We start from the raw sequence: 21,793 nt of genomic DNA on the forward strand, positions 1-21,793 counted from the left end.
GTAGAGTGGTTCTACGTGCCCGACTTTGTTAAAAAACCGGAGCCCTGGTCACGTATAGCCGTTCTACGTGCCCGACTTTGTTAAAAAACCGGAGCCCTGGTCACGTATAGCCGTTCTACGTGCCCGACTTTGTTAAAAAACCGGAGCACCTGTCACATAGAGTGGTTCTACGTGCCCGACTTCGTGAAAAAACCGGCAATAGATCACCTAGACCTAATCTACCTGCCCGGTTCCAGAAAAAATATCTTGTATTTAGTGTAATTCTGTGTAAATATATATGTCAAGACACCTGTTAATCCAGGAGGGTCAAACAATGACAAAATCAGATGTTGTAATTATTGGAAGCGGGATAGCAGCTCTACAGCTGGCTGTCCACTTAAGTGAAAATAATAATGTGAGAGTTCTCACAAAGTCGAAATTACGAACAGCAAATTCTTACCTTGCCCAAGGCGGAATAGCAGCAGCTATCGGACCAGCAGACCATCCGGAAAAACATGTAGAGGACACCTTAGAGGCGGGGGCGTTTCATAATGACCCGGAAGCTGTTCGAGAAATCATTTATGAAGCACCTAACCTAATACAAGAAATATCCAAGGTATTTGACCGTGATTCAGATGGGAAATTGCAGCTTGGAATGGAGGGTGCCCACAGTGAACACCGAATTGTCCATGCCGGCGGTGATGCGACGGGTAAGAACGTCGTGGAGTACCTTATTAGCAAACTTAAAGCACATATCACGGTTGAAGAGGACACCTTTGCATATGAATTAGTCATTAATCCTGTAAACAACCACTGTATCGGGGTAAAAGTTAAAGACTCAAAAGGTAACCTTAAAGTGCATTTTGCCAGCCACATCATTCTAGCAACTGGCGGCTGTGGGCAATTGTATCGCTATACCTCCAATGCCCAAACAGTCAATGGTGATGGGATAGCCCTGGCTTACCGGGCGGGTGCTGACATTATCGATATGGAATTTATTCAGTTTCATCCGACGCTTTTATATGTCAATGGTGAAACTAAAGGCCTTATTTCTGAGGCGGTGAGAGGAGAAGGCGCAAATCTTATATCAGAGGAAGGCACTCCGATTATGGAAGGAGTTCATCCTTTAGGAGACCTTGCCCCAAGACATATTGTTTCGCAAACGATCTATGACTATTTGAAAAATGGCCATAAAGTATTCTTAGATATAACGAATGTAAGAGATTTTGAGGCAAGATTCCCTACCATCACCGAGCTTTGTGAAAACAATGGAATTCACTTAACTGAAGGGAAAATTCCGGTTGTGCCCGGTAGCCATTTCTTAATGGGGGGAATAAAAACGGACCTTATCGGCCGCACATCAATCCAAGGATTGTATGCCATTGGGGAATCAGCTTGTACAGGCCTGCACGGGGCCAACCGGCTGGCCAGCAATTCCTTGCTGGAAGGACTGTTTCATGGAAAAAAACTGGCGGACTGGATTAATAAAGGGCCAACAGAGATCATTCCAGCAATCTCAGTTACAACCAAAAGCAGGCACACTCATAAAAAACTAAAGCTGCCTTCCATCCAGCAAATAAAGAATTCTATGATGGACCAAGTAGGAATCGTCCGCAATGAGCTTGCCTTAACAAATCAAAAAAAGTGGCTTGAGCAATTTAAAATTGATGAATTGCAAACGATTGATTCTTTTTCAAAACAAGAATTAACAAAAATCTTTATGCTAATTACAGCAAAATTGATAACAGAATCAGCCCTAAAAAGGACAGAAAGCCGCGGCGGTCACTTCCGAAGTGATTACCCGGTTGAGGACAATCAAAATTGGCTTCAGAAATCCATCATTCATACAAAAAAAGAAGTGGAGAGGAATCATGAACAAATTAAAACTGCGCTCACTACTTGAAAGTTTTTTTATTGAAGATATCGGCGAACAGGATATCACAACAGATTTAATTTTTTCGGATGATACGAAAGGCGAGATCGTTTTTCTTGCCAAGGATGACGGTATATTTTGCGGGGAAGAAATTATCAAAACGGGATTCGAATTATTAAATCAGGATCTTTTAACCCGGGTTCTTGTAAAGGATGGGGAACAGTTCGAAAAGGGACAGCAGCTGGCAACCGTCACCGGAAAAATTTCCGACTTGTTAAAAGGAGAACGGGTTGTGTTGAACCTGGTGCAGCGGATGAGCGGGATTGCAACGCTTACTAACAAAGCCGTAACAACTCTTAATAGCGATTTTACAAGGATTTGCGACACAAGGAAAACGACGCCGGGGCTTCGCATGCTTGAAAAATATGCAGTCCGCTCCGGAGGCGGCTATAATCACCGCTTTGGGTTGTATGATGCCGTGATGATTAAAGATAACCATATTTCCTTTGCGGGATCCATCAGTAGGGCAGTGGAGGCAGTAAGAAAACAAGCCGGTCATATGGTGAAGGTGGAAGTAGAGGTTGAAACGGAGGAGCAGGTAAGAGAGGCAGTCCAAGCCGGTGCGGATGTCATCATGTTTGACAACCGGACACCTGATGAAATAAAAGAGCTGATTAAATTGGTGCCGCAGGGAATTATCACCGAAGCTTCAGGCGGGATTCAATTGAGCAATCTTGCTTCCTATGGAGACACAGGCGTTCATTACATTTCCTTGGGATTTTTGACTCATTCCTATAAAGCGTTAGATATTAGTGTAAAAGTGCTATGGAGCAAAGGAGAGGAATAAGATGAGCATTTTGGCAGCCTTCCAGGCAAATAAAATGATTCCTGAAAAATACAAGCAAATGTCCCGCGAGGATCTTGAGGTCCGCGTGAAGGAAGTAAAAGAAAAATACGGCTCCCGTCTGTTTATACCGGGACACCATTATCAAAAGGATGAAGTCATTCAATTTGCCGATGCAACTGGGGATTCCTTGAAATTAGCGCAGTTATCAGCGGAAAATACAGAAGCCGAATTCATTATTTTCTGCGGAGTCCATTTTATGGCGGAAACAGCAGATATTTTAACCAGCAAAAGTCAAAAGGTATTTTTGCCTGACATGAGGGCTGGCTGCTCAATGGCCGACATGGCCGACCTAAACCAAACTGAAAGAGCGTGGGATAAACTCCAAAGTTTATTTGGAGACACCATTCTACCATTAACCTATGTCAATTCCACTGCAGCTATTAAAGCTTTTGTCGGTGCGAACGGAGGTGCAACCGTTACTTCTTCCAATGCTGAGACAATGGTCAAATGGGCATTTGGACAAAAGGAGCGGATTCTCTTCCTGCCGGATCAGCATCTTGGGCGGAACACAGCCGTCGAGCTAGGGGTTGGATTGGATGAAATGGCGATTTGGAATCCTATCAGTGACAGCCTCGAATACGAGGGTGATTTTTCAAAAATTAAAGTCATCCTATGGAAGGGGCATTGCTCCGTCCATGAAAACTTTACGGTGCAAAATGTGATTGACACACGAGAACAATATCCAGACATGAAAATCATCGTCCATCCGGAATGCCGTCGCGAGGTTGTAGAAATTTCCGATTTGGCCGGTTCAACAAGTTTTATCATTAATACTATTGAAAAGGCGGAACCAGGCTCTTCATGGGCTATTGGTACAGAAATGAATCTTGTTAACCGCTTAATCCAGAATCATCCGGATAAGCACATTATTTCTCTAAACCCTCATATGTGCCCATGCCTGACGATGAACCGGATTGACCTTCCACATCTTGTATGGAGCCTCGATACCATTGAGGACCAAAATAACAATAATATCATTAAAGTGAGCTCAGAGATTGCGAAAAACGCAAAATTAGCTTTAAAGAGAATGCTAAGCCACTCATGAAATAGATGCAGGGATTGCATCTATTTTTTTTGCCCTGCTATGGTCCTATTCATAATTCTTGATAAAATAGCATAAGTTTTTGTGAAGAATATTAGCATTTTGCCTATTTCCACATACACTATATGGACTTATGCCATAGGAGGGAAATCAGAGTGAAGATCCATATCGTACAGAAAGGGGATACTCTTTGGAAGATCGCCAAGAAGTACGGCGTGAATTTTGAAGAGCTGAAGAAGTTGAATTCGCAGCTCAGCAACCCTGATATGATTATGCCCGGTATGAAAATAAAGGTTCCGACAGCTGGCGGATCCATAAAAAAAGAAGGCGCAATCAATTTAGGAGCGAAAAAAGAGGTTCCGCTGAAAGAACACCCATTTGCCAAGGAGAAACCTGTACCAATTAAAGAAATGCCAATCAAAGAGATGCCGGTCAAGGAAATCCCGATTAAAGAGATGCCAATCAAAGAAGTACCAAAAGTACCATATACTCCAAAAATGCCTCTACAAGTCGTCCCTGAAATTGACATCAAAAAACACTACCAAGTGAGTATGCAAAAAATGGCGGTTAAAGAACAACCGAATCTCCCGCCAAAACCAGTAAATATTCTTCCAGAAGTTAAAGAAGTTCCAAAGAAAGAAATTCCTTTTCCAGCACCTGTTGCTCCTGTACAAGAAATGCCGCAGGATTATTGTGTACCGATGACTCCAGTCATGCCTGGACCGGGATTCTGTCCGCCATACGGTGGTTTCCCTGCAGGGCCGTATATGCCGTACGCAGGTGGTCCTGGAATGCCAATGGCCCCGGGTATGGTAGGCGGTCCTGGAATGCCAATGGCCCCGGGTATGGTAGGCGGTCCTGGAATGCCGATGGATCCGGGGATGGCAGGTTACGCTGGAATGCCAATGGCCCCAGGCATGGCAGGTTTTCCAGGAATGGCAGGCGTACCGGGTGCGGTGGGCCCAGCCGGATACCCAGCAGCTGCAGGCCCGGGCTATATGCCATATCATTATGATGATGAATCGTCAGCTTTCATGCCGCATATGCCGGCTGTAAATCCGGGTTATAACCCAGGTGCTGTTATGGGCGCTCAAAACCCAGGATTCAATCCGGCTATGCAAACAACTTACATGGACCCGTCAGCCTTTGGACAGATGCCTACGGGATACAGCCAAATGCCGGCAGGATACAGCCATGCCCCGGTTGGATACGGTCAAGTCCCGGCTGGATACGGTCAGGCGCCAGGTGGTTATGGCCAAATGCCAATGGATTATGGCCAAATGCCTGGAGGGTATGGTCAAATGCCAATGGAATACGGCCAAATGCCTGCAGGATATGGGCAGAGGCCAGTTGGATATGGCCCTGCTCCAGCGGGAGTTCCTCAACAAGGAGGTTATCCTGCAGGAGTGGAATTTGGCCCATCCATGCAAGCTGCCCCTGAAACAACATTGGGCGGCCAGGCCCCGAGCGTTCCTTACGGAGCGGGAGCACCTTATGGTCAATTGCCCTACGGTTATCCGCAAATGTCTGGGCCGGCCCCTCAGGTAATGGGGGCAATGGATTTCCCGTCTTCAGCCGATATGGTGCAAGGAGCAACAGCTCCATTCCTGCAAAATCCTGCACAGGGCTTGCCGGTTGGAACCGGAGCGTTGGATGACTGCGGCTGCGGAGCGCCGGCTGAAGAACTAGCACCACAAGCTTTTGTTCCACCGACCCCGCTAATTTACAGTGCGCCATATACTGCACCATTAAATGTTGCCCAGCCGCCATTTATGAACCCTTATGGAATGGGGCCGGCAGGCTATGGCATGACGGGTTTTCCTGATGAGAGCAGTTAATATAAGAAGTGGAAACGGAGACGATGCATATTTTGATCGTCTCTTCTCTTATTTTCAGTCACAGTTTCAGGGGGGAATAAGGAAATTTGGTCCAATTCGTGGGGATGTTTTTTTAATCAAGACGAAAAAACAAAACTATATCCTTAAGGGGTATTCGAACCATCGAAAGCTGAAATTGCAGGAGGCTTTTACTGCAACGCTGAGAAAAGAGGGATTCAAGAAAACCTATCGTTTTTTAGAATCTCCCTCAAAGGAAGAGCTATATTTTGAAGGAACCCATTATGGCTGTCTCGAATATCTTTCCGCAAATAAATCTGCCTTTTCTTTCCATACCCACAGTAACCGTCAAGAAGGTTTAGACCTAATCGAACAATTTCACGATACGACTAAGTCTTTTGAAAAAAGGTATCGTACATTGCTGCCGAAGGGAGATATTCTGGCAAAATGGACGGAAAGGTATCATTTATTTTTAAATAATCTTCCCGTCCTTCGCTATTTTATAAAGGAACCTTTTGTCTCGGAAATGGTCTCGTGGGCGTATTGGTCGCTGTCAGGAATGGAACAGCAACAAACTTTTTATCATAACGAAGCCGATGTGATATTGCATGGTGATGTTGCACATCATAATTTTTTAAGGGACAAAACAGGTAAACTGCATATAATTGATTTTGATTTGATTAATATTGGGCCGCCGATATTTGATTATTTACAATATGCAAATCGCATTCTTCCTTTTATCGATTGGTCCTACGACAATTTGCTAACCTATACTCAAATGAAGAAATACAAAAGAGAACCGGCTTTTTTATATGCTTTAGCGTATCCTGCCGATATTTTTCGGGAATGGAATCGGATTATCAGGGAAAAATCTTATTCTGATGAGACGAAATTAAAGCAGGTTATTGAATTGTCCATCGGCCAGTTTTCCGACAGAAAAAACTTTGTGGAGCAATTAAAGGACCTTTTGGAATAATCATGAAGCTGTTCTACGAGAATGAAACTCCCTTAAAATTAACACCCTAATAAAGAGCATTCTTTATATGCTCAGGATGTTTAGAAGGGGGTTTTTCGCTTGAACAAGAAACAGTGGATGATTCCTTTTTCTGCCCTTATGCTAATGGGTGCAGCTGGCTGTGCAAACGACAACAAAAGCTCCGGGCAAAATAATAATCTGATGCGACCAGTTGGTTATTATTCCAATGAAAACCATTCCGATAATAATTATGGGTACTTAAGGGATAATGACGGCGCCTTGCCGGAAGCATTGGATCACACAATTGGCGACGAGGACAATGTGATCAATGAAAACAGACGTAATGCGCTGCAAACAAAAGATGAAAATGGGAATCCGAAAAATCCTACAACACCTTTAGCCAAAACCGATCGGAATTTTTTCCAGCGGGATAACCGTTTCAGTACTGCGGATATGAATTACCACGGCCACTTGAATAAACCTATAGGGTCAGGAACAGTAACTGATCCAAGGTTTCAAGAGCAAGTGACAGATCAAATTAGAGACAGGGTGGCCGATATCGATAATGTTCGCAGCATAAGGTCGGTGGCTTTCGGTGATCAGGTGATTATCTCAGTAAAACTAAACAACCAAGACCGTGCTGCTGAAACAAAGCGGGCAATCAAGAATGCGGTCAAGAAATATGCCGCAGGAAGAAGCATAAATGTTATTACGGATGACGGTGCCCTTGGAAGGGACCGCAATCATAACAACGAACTTCCGCAGCCAGAACCTGATGGCCGATAGAACTAAGGGGCAAAGCGAAAATATGCTTTGCCCTTTTGTATTGTTTGTGTTCGGATAAAAAAGGAAAAAAAGGCTAAACTAGAATTGTAAACATGTTCAATTCTTAACAATAAAGAGGTGATTAGCATGAGGTTCAAACAAAAAATGATATGGTGGTCATGGTTAGCTATTCTCTTAATAGGTGGAGGAGTCTTTGGAGGAATAAGCACTGTCACAGCAACCCAGCTCAATGACCAAAGAAATACCGAACCTCTGCAAATGACAGTGACTTTAGAAAGAGTTTACCTTGATGGTGAAATCAGTCAGGAAACATTCCAGGAAACAGTCTGGTCCATGGAGAACTTTTGGGCAAAGTATGACCAATGGCAGGTTTTAAGTATTGATGAATCTACTGTAGTGTTTAAACAGCAGGTCGATGATATTTCCCCGTTATTAAAGGGAAACGGCTATTTTGGAATTACTGATGACGGCGTCTTAACTATTTTTAATGGAAGACCTGATCGCTCGCGGATTATTCAATCGTTTTTTCAAATAGACATCAAAAAGCTCGAAAGTAAGGCGCAAAAAGAACTGCTTCAAGGAATTCCTATTAAAAACAAAGATCGATATGTCGAGGTTTTGGAGACATTTAAGCCTTATTCAATAAAAAAAGAATAAAGAGGAATTAAATCAGTCTGAAATTTAGTTATCAGCCTGATTTTTTTTTGTTAATTTTGAAATATTTACCTGTTTATTGAAATAAAAACCTTCTATTGGCGAATTTTAAGGTTCTATCAGCGAATTAAAGCATTCTATTGGCGATTTTTAGCATTCTATTGGCGAATTTCACGATTCTATTGGCGAATCAAATAAACGCAGCGATTTTCTTCAACTCACCCAAAATTGTATGATAGAATGGAATACAGTGTATAAGCACAGCAGGAAACTAGGGGAGAGAATCAGATTGTTTGAATTTATAAAAGGTACCGTTGAGTTTGTCGGTCCAGAATATATCGTTATCGAAAACAATGACATCGGCTACCAGATTGCCACGCCAAATCCGTTCGTTTATTCGCGAAAAATGGAAACCAAAGTGACGGTCTATACGTATCACTATGTACGGGAAGATGTCATGGCGTTGTACGGTTTTGAATCTCGTGAGGAAAAAAGGCTTTTTACAAAGCTGTTAAATGTATCAGGCATCGGGCCGAAAGGGGCTCTGGCCATCCTGGCATCAGGCGAGGTCCAACAGGTTGTCAACGCGATTGAAAATGAGGACGAAGGCTTTTTAATTAAATTCCCGGGGGTTGGCAAAAAAACCGCTCGGCAAATGATCCTTGATTTAAAAGGGAAATTACAGGATATCGTTCCGGATTATTTTCCGAATCTTTTCAATGCGGATACACTTCCAATACATACACAGGACGGCGGCGAGGCATTTGAGGAAGCAGTCCTTGCTTTAAAAGCTTTGGGCTACTCCGATAAAGAAATTAAAAAGATTTCCCCTGAATTAAGAAAGGAACAGCTGACAACAGACCAATATATCAAAAAGGCCCTTCAACGGCTTTTGAAATAGGTGATGGTTTATGGAAGAACGGATTATTTCCGGTGAAGTAAACGAGCAGGAGATAAGTTTGGAACAAAGTCTTAGGCCGCAGACATTAAAGCAATACATCGGGCAGAATCAGGTGAAAGGGAATCTGGAAGTTTTTATCAAGGCTGCAAAGCTCCGGAGAGAAACCTTGGATCACGTCCTTCTTTACGGACCGCCCGGACTCGGAAAGACGACGCTTGCTGTCATCATCGCAAATGAAATGGGCGTTAATATCAGGACCACGTCCGGGCCAGCAATTGAACGTCCGGGTGATCTGGCTGCGATATTGACTGCTCTTGAACCGGGAGATGTATTGTTTATTGATGAAATTCATCGGCTGCCAAGGTCCATTGAAGAAGTGTTATATCCAGCGATGGAGGATTTTTGCCTGGACATCGTCATCGGGAAGGGGCCGACCGCCCGCTCGGTGCGCCTCGATCTTCCGCCGTTTACGCTCGTCGGTGCCACTACTAGGGCTGGCGCGCTTTCAGCACCGCTCCGGGATCGATTTGGAGTTTTGGGCAGGCTCGAGTATTATAATGAGGATGAGTTGAAAAATATTGTCAAACGGACGGCTGAATTATTTGATACGGAAATTGATGATCAATCGGCCGGTGAAATCGCCAGACGTGCTCGTGGGACCCCGAGGATAGCCAACCGCCTTCTAAGAAGGGTTCGGGATTTTGCCCAGGTAAAAGGGGACGGTTCCATCAACCTTAACCTGGCCAAGGAAGCGTTGGAACTTTTGCAGGTCGACCGGCTTGGCCTTGACCATATTGACCATAAACTCTTAAAGGGGATTATCGAAAAATTCCGCGGCGGTCCTGTCGGCTTGGACACAATTGCTGCTTCTATCGGAGAAGAGGCAGAAACCATCGAGGATGTATATGAACCATATTTGCTGCAAATTGGTTTTCTTCAAAGAACCCCAAGGGGAAGGTTGGTAACCCCTAAAGTTTATCATCATTTTGGCATGGAGGTGCCAACAAAGTGACAGGCCTTTCCAAAACGCTTATGATTATAGGCGGAATCGTATTTCTAATCGGTTTTTTAATGCAGTTTTTGCATCTCGGAAAGCTTCCGGGGGATATTGTTTTTAAAAAGGGGAATACTACCTTTTATTTCCCTGTAGTTACCTCCATTTTGCTTAGTATTGTGTTATCCCTGATTTTTTACATCATGGGAAGATTTCGTTAAGAGTAGGGATGTTTAATTATGAAAGTAGATATCTTTGATTTCCATTTGCCAGAGGAATTAATCGCGCAGGTACCGCTGAAAAATCGGACCGATAGCCGATTAATGGTCGTAAATAAAGAAACTGGCGACATAAAGCACGAAGTGTTTAAAAATATTAGTGAATACTTGCGTGAGGGAGATTGCCTTGTCCTTAATGATACCAAGGTTCTTCCTGCACGCCTTTTTGGTGTAAAAAATGACACTGGCGCCAAAATTGAAGTGCTGCTCCTAAAGCAGACTGAAGGCGACCGTTGGGAGACCTTGGTAAAGCCTGCAAAACGTGTGAAGGAAGGGACCGAAATTGAATTCGGCGATGGCCTTCTAAAAGCTGTTTGCACGGGGACGTCCGACCATGGTGGTCGTGTGTTGGAATTCACCTACGAAGGAATTTTTTACGAGGTGCTCGACCAGCTTGGCGAAATGCCGCTTCCGCCATACATTAAAGAACAGCTTGAAGACCGTGATCGCTATCAGACAGTGTATGCCCGCGAACCAGGATCAGCTGCAGCGCCGACGGCCGGCCTGCATTTTACGGAAGAGCTGTTGGAAGAGATTAAAGCAAAAGGGGTCCATGTTACCTTTATCACCCTGCATGTTGGTCTAGGTACCTTTAGGCCGGTAAGTGTGGATAATGTAGAAGGACATGACATGCATTCTGAATTTTACATAATGACCGAGGGAACAGCGGAGCTTCTAAATGAGGTGAGAAGGAACGGCGGCAGGATCATTACAGTCGGAACCACTTCAACCCGGACGTTGGAAACAATTGCTTCCGCAAACGATGGGAAGTTCAAAGCAGGGAGCGGTTGGACCAGTATCTTCATTTATCCAGGATACGAATTTAAAGGCATCGATGGCATGATTACTAATTTTCATTTGCCAAAATCGACACTAATCATGCTGGTCAGTGCCTTGGCTGGCCGGGAAAATATATTGCGAGCTTATCAAACTGCCGTTGAGGAACGGTATCGCTTCTTCAGCTTTGGCGATGCGATGTTTATCATTTAGTGGAAAAGGGGCGGAGCGCTCGCAAAAGTGAATCACTTTAGCAAGGCTTGCTATAAATAATACATTATTGACTAAATAAGTTTTTGCTAAGCTCAGCTCACACAGCCTTTTGGAAGGAGAAAAGAATTTGACTGCAATTCGCTATGAATTAATCAAAACATGTAAGCAAACGGGTGCCCGCCTCGGCCGGGTCCACACCCCGCACGGTTCCTTCGACACCCCAGCCTTTATGCCGGTGGGGACGCTGGCAACCGTTAAAACAATGTCACCGGAAGACCTTAAAGAAATGGGTGCCGGCATTATTTTAAGCAATACCTATCATCTTTGGCTACGTCCCGGCCATGAAATCATTAAAGAGGCTGGCGGGCTGCATAAATTTATGAACTGGGACCGGGCGATTTTAACCGATTCCGGCGGCTTCCAGGTGTTCAGTTTAAGTGAATTCCGAAAAATTGAAGAAGAAGGAGTTCATTTCCGCAACCATCTCAGCGGTGAGAAATTATTTTTGTCGCCGGAAAAAGCAATGGAAATCCAAAATGCCCTTGGTTCTGATATCATGATGGCTTTTGACGAATGCCCGCCCTTCCCGGCTACCTTTGAATATATGAAAAAATCCGTTGAGCGGACTTCAAGATGGGCCGAACGCTGCTTAAATGCCCACCAGCGCCCTGAAGACCAAGGATTGTTTGGAATTGTTCAAGGCGGGGAATATGAGGAGTTGCGCAAGCAGAGTGCCCAGGATCTCGTGTCACTGGATTTCCCGGGTTATGCCGTTGGCGGCCTGTCCGTTGGCGAGCCAAAGGACGTAATGAATCGTGTGCTTGAATTTACGACTCCGCTGCTGCCAGTCAATAAACCTCGCTATTTAATGGGGGTTGGTTCACCAGATTCACTTATTGACGGGGCTATTCGCGGGATTGACATGTTTGACTGCGTCCTGCCGACTAGAATTGCTCGGAACGGGACTTTGATGACAAGCTCTGGCCGGCTTGTCGTGAAAAATGCCAAATATGCAAAAGATTTTGGTCCGCTTGATCCTGAGTGTGACTGCTATACGTGCCGAAATTACAGCAGGGCATATATCCGCCACTTAATTCGTTGTAATGAAACGTTCGGAATTCGTCTAACGTCTTACCATAATCTTTATTTTCTGTTAAGATTAATGGAGAAGGTCAGACAAGCCATCATGGAAGACCGGCTTGGTGATTTCCGCGAAGAATTTTTTGAGCGTTATGGGTTTAATCAGCCAAACGCGAAGAATTTCTGATAGATATTTTTTGAAAGGAGGGAAACAGTATGGGAAATCTGGGATCCATTATTCCATTAATTTTAATGTTTGTCTTGTTTTATTTCCTGTTAATTCGCCCGCAGCAGAAGCGCCAAAAGGCGGTTCAGAATATGCAAAGTGAATTGAAAAAGGGTGACAAGATTGTCACGATTGGCGGCTTGCATGGTTTTGTCGATTCAATCGATGAAAATAAGGTTGTCATCAAATGTGGCGATGGAAGCCGTCTTACATATGACCGCTCTGCCATTCGTGAAGTGACTGAGTCCGGTAAGGAAGCACAAGTATAAGACAGGAAAGGAAGCTGTTTCGATAACAGCTTCCTTTTTTTGCTCTTTTACGCAGTTCTTGAATTATTGGTGGCAATATTAACTCCTAAAATCCCGCCCATCATTGAAATTAATGTATAGCAGGTATGATAGATTACTTGTTCAGCAGAAAACAGCCGGTCATAGCCGAGGTATTGAAATAAAAAGACGATTAGTGAGTAAATTAGGCCGGTAACGCCGCCAATCAGCCAGCCCTTTTCTTTCCGCTTGCCGCCGGAAAGGAAACCGCCCCCAAACAAGCCAATAAATGATAGGGCCGTTACCACATATTGAAGCGTTGACTCCTGGGCGGACGTGAATCTTAACACAAAGGAAAAAATAAGGCTGGCAATGCTCGCAAAAGCGAAAATAAAAATTAATCCGTACAGTATGGCTGTACCAAAGCTCTTTGATTCGATGGCTCTCTCCCCCTTTTGTTCCTGCCGGGCTAAATTTAATCTATTTTGGATATTTTATTCGCGAAGGCCCGGAATACAGTTTTCTTCCTAGTACAAGCGTATTCGGTAGGGCGGTAAAGTAGAATTAAATTTTCGTTTATTCCTAAAAATTGCATTTGGAATATTATTCCTTTCATGATTTTTTCCTTAGGGGCAAACAATATAATGGAATGCAATTAAAGGGGCGACAATAGGGTGGAAGATTTTCTAACGATACTTTTTAGGACGCTTTTTTTATATGCTGTTATTCTTGTCATTTTTCGCTCTATGGGAAAACGGGAAATTGGAGAACTTAGTATTCTTGATCTTGTCGTCTTTATCATGATTGGTGAATTGGCCGTTGTCGCAATCGAAAGACCAAATGTTAAATTATTTCATGCTGTTTTGCCGATGTTCTTGCTCATGATTATCCAAATTGTAATGGCGCTTCTTTCCTTAAAAAGTAAAAAGTTCCGCGATATGGTCGATGGAAAGCCGACTGTTATCATTAACAGGGGGAAGGTAGACGAGGATGCAATGCGGAAACAGCGCTATAATTTTGATGATTTATTGACCCAGTTAAGAGAGAAGGACATTCGCAGCATTGCAGATGTTGAGTTTGCTATTCTAGAGTCCTCAGGAAGCCTGTCCGTAATTGAAAGACAGAAGGGAAGTCAGAACGAGCCGAAAAATGGCGATATCACCATTCCATTAATCATGGACGGAACGATTGATGAAGAAAACCTAAAAAAAATAAACAAAACAAACCTTTGGCTTCGTCAGGAATTAAAGAAAAAGGGGTATCGTGACATTAAAAAAATTTCCTTCTGCAGTTATGAAAACGGAAAATTTTTTATCGATTTATTAGATGAAGAATAAAAGACACGCCAAGAAATGTGCGTGTCTTCATAGCTAATAAGAAAGGATAAATTTTTCTAAATTTATTCTTTCCTAACCCATAAATTCAACTACGCCTCATGAACCGTCCTATCGGACTCGCCAATCGGTGAGTTTTCATTTATTTTGCTATAAAAAATTTTTTAATCCATGGGATTCTTTGCAATTCATCTTTTTTAATTAGACCTAATAATAAAAGCATCAAACAATATGATATACTCATCGCGAATAAAGCGGCCAGAACTCTCACAGCTAAAGGTTCTGATAAAAGCATGTTGTCAAATAGCCAGAATCCCAGCCAGCCTGATGCCCCCATTACCAAAAATCCTTTTAAGTAGTCGCGGATATAAAAAGGAAAGGAAATCCTTTTTAAGACCGTCGCAAAGTGAAGGAGGGTAACAGCGACAAAGCCTACGATAATCCCTAGTGCAGCACCGGTAATTCCGAAGGCAGGCTGGGCAGCGAGTATAAAGATGACGGCCGTTTTCACAATCGCCCCGATTAAACTATTAATCATTGCCGCTCTCGCTAAGTTCAATGCTTGAAGGACGGCTTGAAGCGGACCTTGATAATAATAAAACAAAAAGAATGGGGCCATCAGCCGGATAAAATAAGCCCCCTTTGTGGAACCATACATCAATTGCATCAGAGGATCAGCTAACACATATAGAACGATGACAGCAAGTCCGCCTGTCAAAAAAGTCAATCTTAATGCCTGCTGGAGCCTGTACTCTATTAATTTATAGTTTTTACGCGAATTTGCTTCGCTGATGGCTGGCACAAGGGAGGTAGCCAACGAGAAAGTCACAAAGGAAGGAAGCATCAACAATGGCATTGCATAACCTGTCAGGGCTCCGTATTGTTTTGTCGCATCAACCGCCATCACTCCCGCAATTGCCAAGCTGTGAACCACCACAATTGGCTCAAAAAACCACGAAACCGACCCAATCATTCGGCTTCCCATTGTCGGAATCGCGATCTCCATCAAATCTTTAAAGGTTTGTTTCCCCTTATGGACAAACTGGAAAAAATTCTTGCGCAGCCTGAAGCGTTTTTTAAATTTAAAGGTTGTCATTAAGTAAATAAGAGAAACTACCTCACCTAAAACGGAAGCCGCCATCGCAGCAGCCGCCGCATATTCGACTCCGTAAGGGAGAAAGGCTTTGGTCATAACGGCAATTAAGGTAATCCGCACAAGCTGTTCCAAAATTTGCGATACAGCTGATGGCCGCATGTTCTGTCTTCCTTGGAAGTATCCTCTTAACACTGAGGAAATAGCGATAATGGGAACCGCTGGTGCAATTGCCATCAAAGGATAATAGGTTCTTGGGTCGGTAAAAAGTGTTGTTGACAAAACAGGTGCCAGCAATAATAATGCAGGTGTTATAATGATAGATAGCGAAATCGTTGTGGCAAGGGAGACGACAAGAATTTTTTTAATCCCGGCATGATCACCTTTTGCCTCCGCCTCAGCAATATTTTTCGAAATCGCCACCGGCAGCCCAAGCTGTACAATCGTCACCACAAGGATAAATGTAGGATATGCCATCATATATAAGCCGACGCCTTCTTCACCAATGCTGCGCGCCAGGACAATCCGATAAATGAAACCAAGGACTCTCGTAACCAATCCGGCAACTAATAGGATAAAAGTCCCCTTTAAAAACTTTGACATACTACTTCCCACCTTCTCAAAATAGGCGATATCATATACAATTATCTATATGCGATATGGTGGACAAAGCATGACAAGCATTTGTAAGGCAGTTTAATTTATGGATACTTCTTTCGGGGGGCAATGAAGATGGATAATGGGCAATTTCGTACTCAAGTAAAACCTGCTATGGTGAGCAAGCTGGAAGAATTTCGTTTGCTGGGTTATGATTCAGTCAGCGAATCAGAGCTCTGGGAATACCTGACCAAGAAAAAGTGGAGAAAGGTAACAGACGAAAAGAAGCTTTACGAAATCATCCAGGATATTCTCTCCATTAAGGTAAGTGATTACATCAGCTTTGCAACGATCGAAACATATAAAACTGCCGAATTCTCTCTTGAAGATGAAGAGGAATGGAAAGAGCTTTTAAAATAGACTTATCTATTTTTTCTAAATTGACAGTTGCTGTTGACATATTCCATAATGAAGGAAGTGATTTTGGACAGTATTGGACTAAGAAAAAGCAAACTGTGCTTTTGTTTTATTTAAGGAGGAACAATACATAATGGTGAAACGCAGTCGAATTTTGGCCTTCCTTCTAATAGTTGTGTTATTAGGAAGTACAATGGGAGTTACAACAAAGGGAATTTTGAACAACATTAAGCTGGGCTTGGACCTGCAAGGTGGTTTTGAGGTTTTATACGAGGTGCAGCCGGCGAAAAAAGGTCAGAAAATTGACAAAGATGTCTTGGCCAGTACGGCTGAAGCACTCGATAAGCGGATTAACGTTCTCGGGGTAAGTGAGCCAAACATTCAAATCGAAGGAACGAACCGAATCCGTGTTCAGCTTGCCGGTGTCGAAGACCAAAATCAAGCGCGCGAAATTTTGTCTACCCAAGCAAATCTTACCTTCCGGGATGCCAATGATCAGCTGAAGATGGATGGTACTGATTTAAAAGAAGGCGGAGCGAAGCAAACCTTTGACGAAAACGGAAAACCCAGCGTTTCTTTAACGTTAAAAAGCGCTGACAAGTTCAAAAAGGTAACCCAGGAAATAGTCAATACGTCACCGAATGTTCTTGTCATTTGGATGGATTTTGAAGAAGGAAAAGATTCTTTTAAAAATGAAGTAACGAAGAAAGACCCTAAATATATTTCTGCTCCAACTGTAAGTCAGGTCTTTAACCAAAATACGGTTTCAATTGTCGGTAATTTTACTTCCCAGGAAGCCCAAACATTGGCCTCCCTTTTAAACGCAGGTGCTCTTCCTGTTAAACTGAAGGAAGTTTATTCTACATCTGTCGGAGCTAGTTTCGGCGAGCAGGCATTAAATGAAACCATTCTGGCTGGTATAATCGGTATCGCCATTATTTATCTGTTCATGCTTGTTTATTATCGCTTCCCAGGGTTCATCGCAACCGTAACATTATCGATTTATATTTATCTCGTTTTACTCATTTTTGACTGGATGAACGGAGTATTGACGCTGCCGGGAATTGCCGCCTTGATCCTCGGGGTGGGGATGGCTGTTGATGCCAACATCATCACCTATGAGAGGATACGGGAAGAAATTAAGGTTGGTAAATCCATTAAGTCTGCGTTCCAAGCAGGAAGCAAGAACTCCTTTTCATCGATTCTTGATGCCAACCTGACAACGGTTTTGGCTGCCGGGGTGCTGTTCTTTTATGGGACTAGCTCGGTAAAAGGATTTGCCACGATGTTATTGGTAAGTATCCTGTTAAGCTTTGTGACAGCTGTTTTTGCATCCCGTCTATTTTTGGCGTTATGGGTTAACAGCGGCTTTTTAAATAAAAAGCCGGGCTGGTTTGCTGTTAAGAAGTCTGCGATTAAGGATATTGCCGAAAACTTTGATACATTAGATTTGCCTACCCGTTTTGATAAGCTTGATTTTGTTAAAGGCAGAAGGGTGTTCTTCATCATTTCGGGCGCGCTGTTAGCTATCGGTGTTGTCCTGCTGCTAGTGTTCCGTTTGAATCTGTCGATTGATTTTTCAAAGGGAACCAGGATTGAAGTATTATCTGATAAACCTTTAACAACCCAAACAGTTGAAACGGCATTAACCAAGCATCATATTACACCAGATGATGTTGTCATTTCCGGTGATAAAAATGAAAGAGCCTCCGCCCGTACGAAGGATGTTTTATCGAAGGATGAAATTGCTAAGTTAAAATCAGATTTCAAGAAGGAATACGGGTCAGAGCCAAACGTCAGCACCGTCTCGCCTACTGTCGGAAAAGAACTGGCGAAAAATGCATTTTTTGCCTTGATTATCGCATCAATTGGGATTATTCTTTACGTTACGATTCGCTTTGAATGGGCGATGGCCGTTTCCGCCGTTGTTTCCTTATTGCATGATGCCTTCTTCATGGTTGCCTTCTTCAGTATCACAAGGCTGGAGGTTGACTTAACGTTCATCGCTGCCGTGTTAACGATTGTCGGTTATTCGATTAACGATACTATCGTTACGTTCGACCGGATGCGTGAAAACATGCAGAAGAAGAAGCGTCTTAAAACGAATGAAGATATTGCTGAAGTATTGAATGTAAGTATCAGACAGACATTGACGCGCTCTGTCAATACAGTCTTTACCGTATTGGTAACGGTTGTTGCGATGATTATCTTTGGCAGTCCGTCCATCCAGAACTTCTCGATCGCCTTGTTTGTCGGGTTAATCACTGGTGTATATTCATCCATTTGTATCGCCGGTCCATTATGGTACGTCTTTAAGACACGTGAGCTTAAAAAGAAAGGTGTCATTAAAACCGTTAAAGAAAAAAGAAAGTATTCCGATCAGCCGCAAGTTTAATACAAATAAAAAACCGCAGCCCAGTCTGCGGTTTTGTTTTGTCCATAAATATCCTCATTGAAAGGGACCTCCTGCTCCTGTATAATAAGAAGGTCTAAAGGGGTGAACTTCTACATGTTAAAGTCTAAAACAAGATGGATTGTTCGTGAATCAGATCCGACCCTAGTGAAAAAACTGGAAAACGAGTTGAAAATTACACCTCTAGTGGCTTCGCTGCTTGTCAACCGTGGATTAGATACCGTTGATTCTGCACGGTATTTTTTATTTGGAAAAGCTGACTTCCACGACCCCTATTTGTTAAAAGGGATGGATATTGCCGTTAAAAGAATTCGTGAAGCAATCGAACGGAAGGAACCGATTCTTATATTTGGCGATTATGATGCGGATGGCGTCAGTAGTACATCCGTGTTAATGATTACACTCAGAGATTTAGGGGCAGATGTCCAATTCTATATTCCAAACCGTTTTACAGAGGGCTATGGCCCTAATGAGCCTGCATTTCGCCATGCGGCGGAAGCAGGAATAAAATTGATTATTACCGTAGATACCGGAATTGCCGCTATTCATGAAGCGGCGGTGGCAAAGGAATTGGGTGTGGATTTAATCATTACGGACCACCATGAACCAGGGCCTGTTTTGCCGGAAGCTTTGGCGATTATTCATCCAAAGCTGCCTGACAGCATTTACCCGTTTCGCGAACTTGCTGGTGTGGGGGTTGCCTTTAAATTAGCCCATGCTTTATATGGAAAAGTGCCTGAGCATTTGTTTGAAATTGCGGTGATTGGTACAATTGCCGATTTAGTCTCTTTAAAAGACGAAAACCGGCTGATTGCCAAAAAGGGCCTAGAAAAATTGAAGGTCACTGAGAACATTGGTTTAAAGGCCATATTTAAAATCGCTGGTGTTGATTTGCAATCAATAAATGAAGAAACCATTGGTTTTACACTAGCACCTCGTATCAATGCAGTAGGTAGGCTAGAGGATGCCGATTTGGCAGTCCGTCTCCTTCTTACCGATGACTCTATGGAGGCTGAGGAATTAGCCGCTGAGATGGATGCCCTCAATAAAACAAGGCAAACCATCGTAAACACAATAACCGAAGAGGCAATTGAGGAAGTTGAAAAGAATTTCCCGATTGAGGCGGGTACGGTTCTTGTGATTGGGAAGGAAGGCTGGAATGCCGGTGTCATTGGTATCGTCGCCTCGAGACTGGTTGAAAAATATTACCGCCCAACGATCGTGCTAAGTTTTGACCATGAAAAAGGGCTGGCAAAGGGCTCGGCACGAAGTATTCCCGGTTTTGATCTTTTTCATAATTTATCAACTTGCAGGGAAATCCTGCCGCATTTTGGCGGACATCCAATGGCTGCCGGAATGACCCTGAAAATTGATGACGTACCAATCCTAAGGGCGCGCTTAAATAAGTTAGCCGATGACCTACTAACGGATGAGGATTTTATTCCGGTAACCTTTCTTGATGAAGAGGTTCATCTAGAGGATATTCATTTAACCTCCCTGGAAGAAATGAACCTGTTGTCACCATTCGGAATGGATAACTCGAAACCAAAGGTGTTAATCAATCAGGTGGATGTTGCTAGTATCAGAAAAATTGGCAGCGAGCAAAATCATATGAAACTATCGCTTACTGAAAATGACGCCAATCTTGATGGGGTAGGCTTCGGTTTGGGTTCCATTGTTGATGAGATTTCTCCATTGGCTAAAATTTCGTTAATTGGTGAATTATCGATTAATGAATGGAACAATATACGTAAACCGCAAATCATGGTACAGGACATTGCTGTAGAGTCTTGGCAGCTGTTTGATTTTCGCGGCCAAAAGCGGCTGAATAGCATTGGTGCTACAGTGCCTGCAGAAAATAGGAAGATTATCTTTTTTAATCAGTCCCATATTGAAAAACTTGCTCCAAACCTTCATCAGGAAAGTATTATTATCCGGGACACAATTGAAGCGAGTGCATTTAATGGATATGAAGGTAACATTATACTAGCAGATTTTCCATCTTCAAAAGAGCTTTTAACGGAATTGTTAAAGGGGAATAAGCCGGGAAGGATTTACGCTTATTTTTATAAAGAATCCAGCGATTTTTTCAGCACCTTACCGACAAGAGAACATTTTAAATGGTATTATGCTTTTCTTTTGAAAAATGGACCTATTGATCTGAAAAGGTATGGCGACGATATCGCCAAGCACCGCGGCTGGTCAAAGGAAACGATTAATTTTATGTCAAAGGTGTTTTATGAATTGGATTTTGTTACAATAAATAATGGTTTTATTACTTTAAATCGGTCAGCGCAAAAGCGCGATTTAACTTATTCGCCAACCTATCAATTGAAAAAGAACCAATATGATCTTGAAAGGGAATTATTGTTTTCATCCTATCAAGAATTAAAAGGCTGGTTTGATGGGATTATTGGTGAGTCAGTTGTAATTGAGGAGGCAGTAAAGGAATGGATTTAACAAAGTTTGTGGCTATTGTACCGGATTACCCAAAACAAGGTATTGTCTTTAAAGATATTACTCCCTTAATGGGGGATGGTGAAGCTTATAAATATGCGACAGACCAAATCGTCGCCTATGCCAAGGATAAGGACATCGATATTATAGTTGGACCTGAAGCGCGCGGCTTCATCATTGGCTGCCCGGTTGCGTATTCTCTTGGAGTGGGCTTTGCTCCAGTTCGTAAAGAAGGAAAGCTTCCTCGCGAAACAGTTAAAGTCAGTTATGGATTGGAATATGGGACAGATGTCTTAACCATTCATAAAGATGCGATTAAACCTGGTCAGCGTGTCTTGATTACGGACGATTTGCTGGCAACCGGCGGAACGATTGATGCAACGATTAAGCTGGTTGAGCAGCTGGGCGGTGTAGTGGCTGGTATCGCCTTTATCATCGAATTGACCTACCTAAACGGCAGAAGCAAGCTTGATGATTATGATATATTAACATTAATGCAGTATTAACGTTTCATGAGGGCACTCGAAAGCATGAGTGCTCTCTTTATATAATGAAAAAAGATTAAACTCTTTACATCTTGGTTATTTTTTTCGATAATAGTAACAATCATTCTAATTTAGGAACAATTTTTCCTAGATTGAATTTATATAAAAATACAAATTCCGTTTTTTGACATATAGAGAAACAACAAGCTC

At 42.9% G+C, this 21,793-nt stretch carries 20 protein-coding genes; 18 read left to right on the forward strand and 2 right to left on the reverse strand.

The features are described from left to right. Nucleotides 1-313: 313 nt before the first annotated feature. From nadB to yajC, 13 genes are all read left to right on the forward strand, one after another. A complete protein-coding gene (gene nadB, locus KHA99_RS24075; protein WP_213120033.1) occupies nt 314-1,882 on the forward strand; it encodes an L-aspartate oxidase in 1,569 nt (522 codons plus the stop codon). After that, nucleotides 1,851-2,699: a carboxylating nicotinate-nucleotide diphosphorylase gene (nadC, locus tag KHA99_RS24080; protein ID WP_213120034.1), complete on the forward strand. Its 849-nt coding sequence runs from the start codon at nt 1,851-1,853 to the stop codon at nt 2,697-2,699. The genes nadB and nadC overlap by 32 nt, the downstream gene beginning before the upstream one ends. Nucleotide 2,700: 1 nt before the next feature. Beyond that, nucleotides 2,701-3,804 (forward strand): quinolinate synthase NadA, encoded by a 1,104-nt coding sequence (gene nadA / locus KHA99_RS24085; protein ID WP_213120035.1) that lies wholly within the window; start codon nt 2,701-2,703, stop codon nt 3,802-3,804. A gap of 152 nt (nt 3,805-3,956) precedes the next feature. Further along, nucleotides 3,957-5,639 (forward strand): SafA/ExsA family spore coat assembly protein, encoded by a 1,683-nt coding sequence (safA, locus tag KHA99_RS31020; protein WP_307852157.1) that lies wholly within the window; start codon nt 3,957-3,959, stop codon nt 5,637-5,639. Continuing rightward, nucleotides 5,626-6,612 (forward strand): phosphotransferase, encoded by a 987-nt coding sequence (locus tag KHA99_RS24095; protein ID WP_213120036.1) that lies wholly within the window; start codon nt 5,626-5,628, stop codon nt 6,610-6,612. Before safA ends, KHA99_RS24095 begins: the two co-directional genes overlap by 14 nt. A 99-nt stretch (nt 6,613-6,711) precedes the next feature. Next, nucleotides 6,712-7,398: a YhcN/YlaJ family sporulation lipoprotein gene (locus KHA99_RS24100; protein ID WP_213120037.1), complete on the forward strand. Its 687-nt coding sequence runs from the start codon at nt 6,712-6,714 to the stop codon at nt 7,396-7,398. Nucleotides 7,399-7,524: 126 nt separating this feature from the next. Then, a complete protein-coding gene (locus KHA99_RS24105) occupies nt 7,525-8,055 on the forward strand; it encodes a BofC C-terminal domain-containing protein (protein WP_213120038.1) in 531 nt (176 codons plus the stop codon). Between the two features lie 286 nt (nt 8,056-8,341). Further along, complete coding sequence (gene ruvA, locus KHA99_RS24110) at nt 8,342-8,953, forward strand: Holliday junction branch migration protein RuvA (protein ID WP_213120039.1); 612 nt, start codon at nt 8,342-8,344, stop codon at nt 8,951-8,953. A 10-nt stretch (nt 8,954-8,963) separates the two neighbouring features. After that, on the forward strand, nt 8,964-9,965 hold the full coding sequence (gene ruvB, locus KHA99_RS24115) for a Holliday junction branch migration DNA helicase RuvB (protein ID WP_213120040.1): 1,002 nt from the start codon (nt 8,964-8,966) through the stop codon (nt 9,963-9,965). Nucleotides 9,966-9,985: 20 nt separating this feature from the next. After that, nucleotides 9,986-10,168, forward strand: a complete 183-nt coding sequence (locus tag KHA99_RS24120) for a DUF2905 domain-containing protein (protein ID WP_249366929.1) — start codon at nt 9,986-9,988, stop codon at nt 10,166-10,168. 18 nt (nt 10,169-10,186) lie between these two features. After that, complete coding sequence (queA, locus tag KHA99_RS24125) at nt 10,187-11,215, forward strand: tRNA preQ1(34) S-adenosylmethionine ribosyltransferase-isomerase QueA (protein ID WP_213120042.1); 1,029 nt, start codon at nt 10,187-10,189, stop codon at nt 11,213-11,215. Nucleotides 11,216-11,342: 127 nt separating this feature from the next. After that, on the forward strand, nt 11,343-12,482 hold the full coding sequence (gene tgt / locus KHA99_RS24130) for a tRNA guanosine(34) transglycosylase Tgt (RefSeq protein WP_213120043.1): 1,140 nt from the start codon (nt 11,343-11,345) through the stop codon (nt 12,480-12,482). A gap of 29 nt (nt 12,483-12,511) precedes the next feature. After that, the gene (yajC, locus tag KHA99_RS24135; protein WP_213120044.1) at nt 12,512-12,790 is read left to right on the forward strand and encodes a preprotein translocase subunit YajC; all 279 of its coding nucleotides are present in this window, start codon (nt 12,512-12,514) and stop codon (nt 12,788-12,790) included. Between the two features lie 47 nt (nt 12,791-12,837). On the opposite strand, the gene KHA99_RS24140 is transcribed toward yajC, so the two are convergent. Continuing rightward, a complete protein-coding gene (locus KHA99_RS24140) occupies nt 12,838-13,278 on the reverse strand; it encodes a TIGR04086 family membrane protein (RefSeq protein ID WP_307852199.1) in 441 nt (146 codons plus the stop codon). Nucleotides 13,279-13,461: 183 nt separating this feature from the next. Between KHA99_RS24140 and KHA99_RS24145 the strand changes: the two genes are divergently transcribed. Further along, nucleotides 13,462-14,124, forward strand: coding sequence for a DUF421 domain-containing protein (locus KHA99_RS24145; RefSeq protein ID WP_213120045.1), 663 nt, complete (start codon nt 13,462-13,464; stop codon nt 14,122-14,124). Nucleotides 14,125-14,263: 139 nt separating this feature from the next. Here the strand turns inward: KHA99_RS24145 and spoVB are convergent, their stop codons facing one another. Then, the gene (gene spoVB / locus KHA99_RS24150) at nt 14,264-15,817 is read right to left on the reverse strand and encodes a stage V sporulation protein B (RefSeq protein ID WP_213120046.1); all 1,554 of its coding nucleotides are present in this window, start codon (nt 15,815-15,817) and stop codon (nt 14,264-14,266) included. Nucleotides 15,818-15,946: 129 nt separating this feature from the next. Here spoVB and KHA99_RS24155 point away from each other — a divergent pair, with 129 nt between their 5' ends. The 4 genes from KHA99_RS24155 (at nt 15,947) to KHA99_RS24170 (ending at nt 21,604) form a co-directional block, all read left to right on the forward strand. Further along, complete coding sequence (locus KHA99_RS24155; RefSeq protein ID WP_307852161.1) at nt 15,947-16,231, forward strand: post-transcriptional regulator; 285 nt, start codon at nt 15,947-15,949, stop codon at nt 16,229-16,231. Between the two features lie 130 nt (nt 16,232-16,361). After that, nucleotides 16,362-18,623, forward strand: a complete 2,262-nt coding sequence (gene secDF / locus KHA99_RS24160; protein WP_213120048.1) for a protein translocase subunit SecDF — start codon at nt 16,362-16,364, stop codon at nt 18,621-18,623. A gap of 114 nt (nt 18,624-18,737) precedes the next feature. Beyond that, complete coding sequence (gene recJ, locus KHA99_RS24165; RefSeq protein ID WP_213120049.1) at nt 18,738-21,101, forward strand: single-stranded-DNA-specific exonuclease RecJ; 2,364 nt, start codon at nt 18,738-18,740, stop codon at nt 21,099-21,101. Then, nucleotides 21,092-21,604 carry an adenine phosphoribosyltransferase gene (locus KHA99_RS24170; protein WP_213120050.1) on the forward strand — a complete coding sequence of 171 codons (513 nt, stop codon included), beginning with the start codon at nt 21,092-21,094 and terminating at the stop codon, nt 21,602-21,604. The genes recJ and KHA99_RS24170 overlap by 10 nt, the downstream gene beginning before the upstream one ends. The last annotated feature ends 189 nt before the right edge of the window (nt 21,605-21,793 follow it).

The organism is Neobacillus rhizophilus, from assembly GCF_018343535.1.
Taxonomy (GTDB): Bacteria; Bacillota; Bacilli; order Bacillales; family Cytobacillaceae; genus Neobacillus; species Neobacillus rhizophilus.

Coding starts and splice junctions, on each gene's coding strand:
- ruvB (WP_213120040.1), top strand. CDS start 8,964: ATGGAAGAACGGATTATTTCCGGTGAAGTAAACGAGCAGGAGATAAGT.
- nadC (WP_213120034.1), top strand. CDS start 1,851: ATGAACAAATTAAAACTGCGCTCACTACTTGAAAGTTTTTTTATTGAA.
- secDF (WP_213120048.1), top strand. CDS start 16,362: ATGGTGAAACGCAGTCGAATTTTGGCCTTCCTTCTAATAGTTGTGTTA.
- KHA99_RS24105 (WP_213120038.1), top strand. CDS start 7,525: ATGAGGTTCAAACAAAAAATGATATGGTGGTCATGGTTAGCTATTCTC.
- yajC (WP_213120044.1), top strand. CDS start 12,512: ATGGGAAATCTGGGATCCATTATTCCATTAATTTTAATGTTTGTCTTG.
- KHA99_RS24155 (WP_307852161.1), top strand. CDS start 15,947: ATGGATAATGGGCAATTTCGTACTCAAGTAAAACCTGCTATGGTGAGC.
- queA (WP_213120042.1), top strand. CDS start 10,187: ATGAAAGTAGATATCTTTGATTTCCATTTGCCAGAGGAATTAATCGCG.
- nadB (WP_213120033.1), top strand. CDS start 314: ATGACAAAATCAGATGTTGTAATTATTGGAAGCGGGATAGCAGCTCTA.
- KHA99_RS24095 (WP_213120036.1), top strand. CDS start 5,626: ATGAGAGCAGTTAATATAAGAAGTGGAAACGGAGACGATGCATATTTT.
- KHA99_RS24120 (WP_249366929.1), top strand. CDS start 9,986: ATGATTATAGGCGGAATCGTATTTCTAATCGGTTTTTTAATGCAGTTT.
- nadA (WP_213120035.1), top strand. CDS start 2,701: ATGAGCATTTTGGCAGCCTTCCAGGCAAATAAAATGATTCCTGAAAAA.
- spoVB (WP_213120046.1), bottom strand. CDS start 15,817: ATGTCAAAGTTTTTAAAGGGGACTTTTATCCTATTAGTTGCCGGATTG.
- KHA99_RS24170 (WP_213120050.1), top strand. CDS start 21,092: ATGGATTTAACAAAGTTTGTGGCTATTGTACCGGATTACCCAAAACAA.
- recJ (WP_213120049.1), top strand. CDS start 18,738: ATGTTAAAGTCTAAAACAAGATGGATTGTTCGTGAATCAGATCCGACC.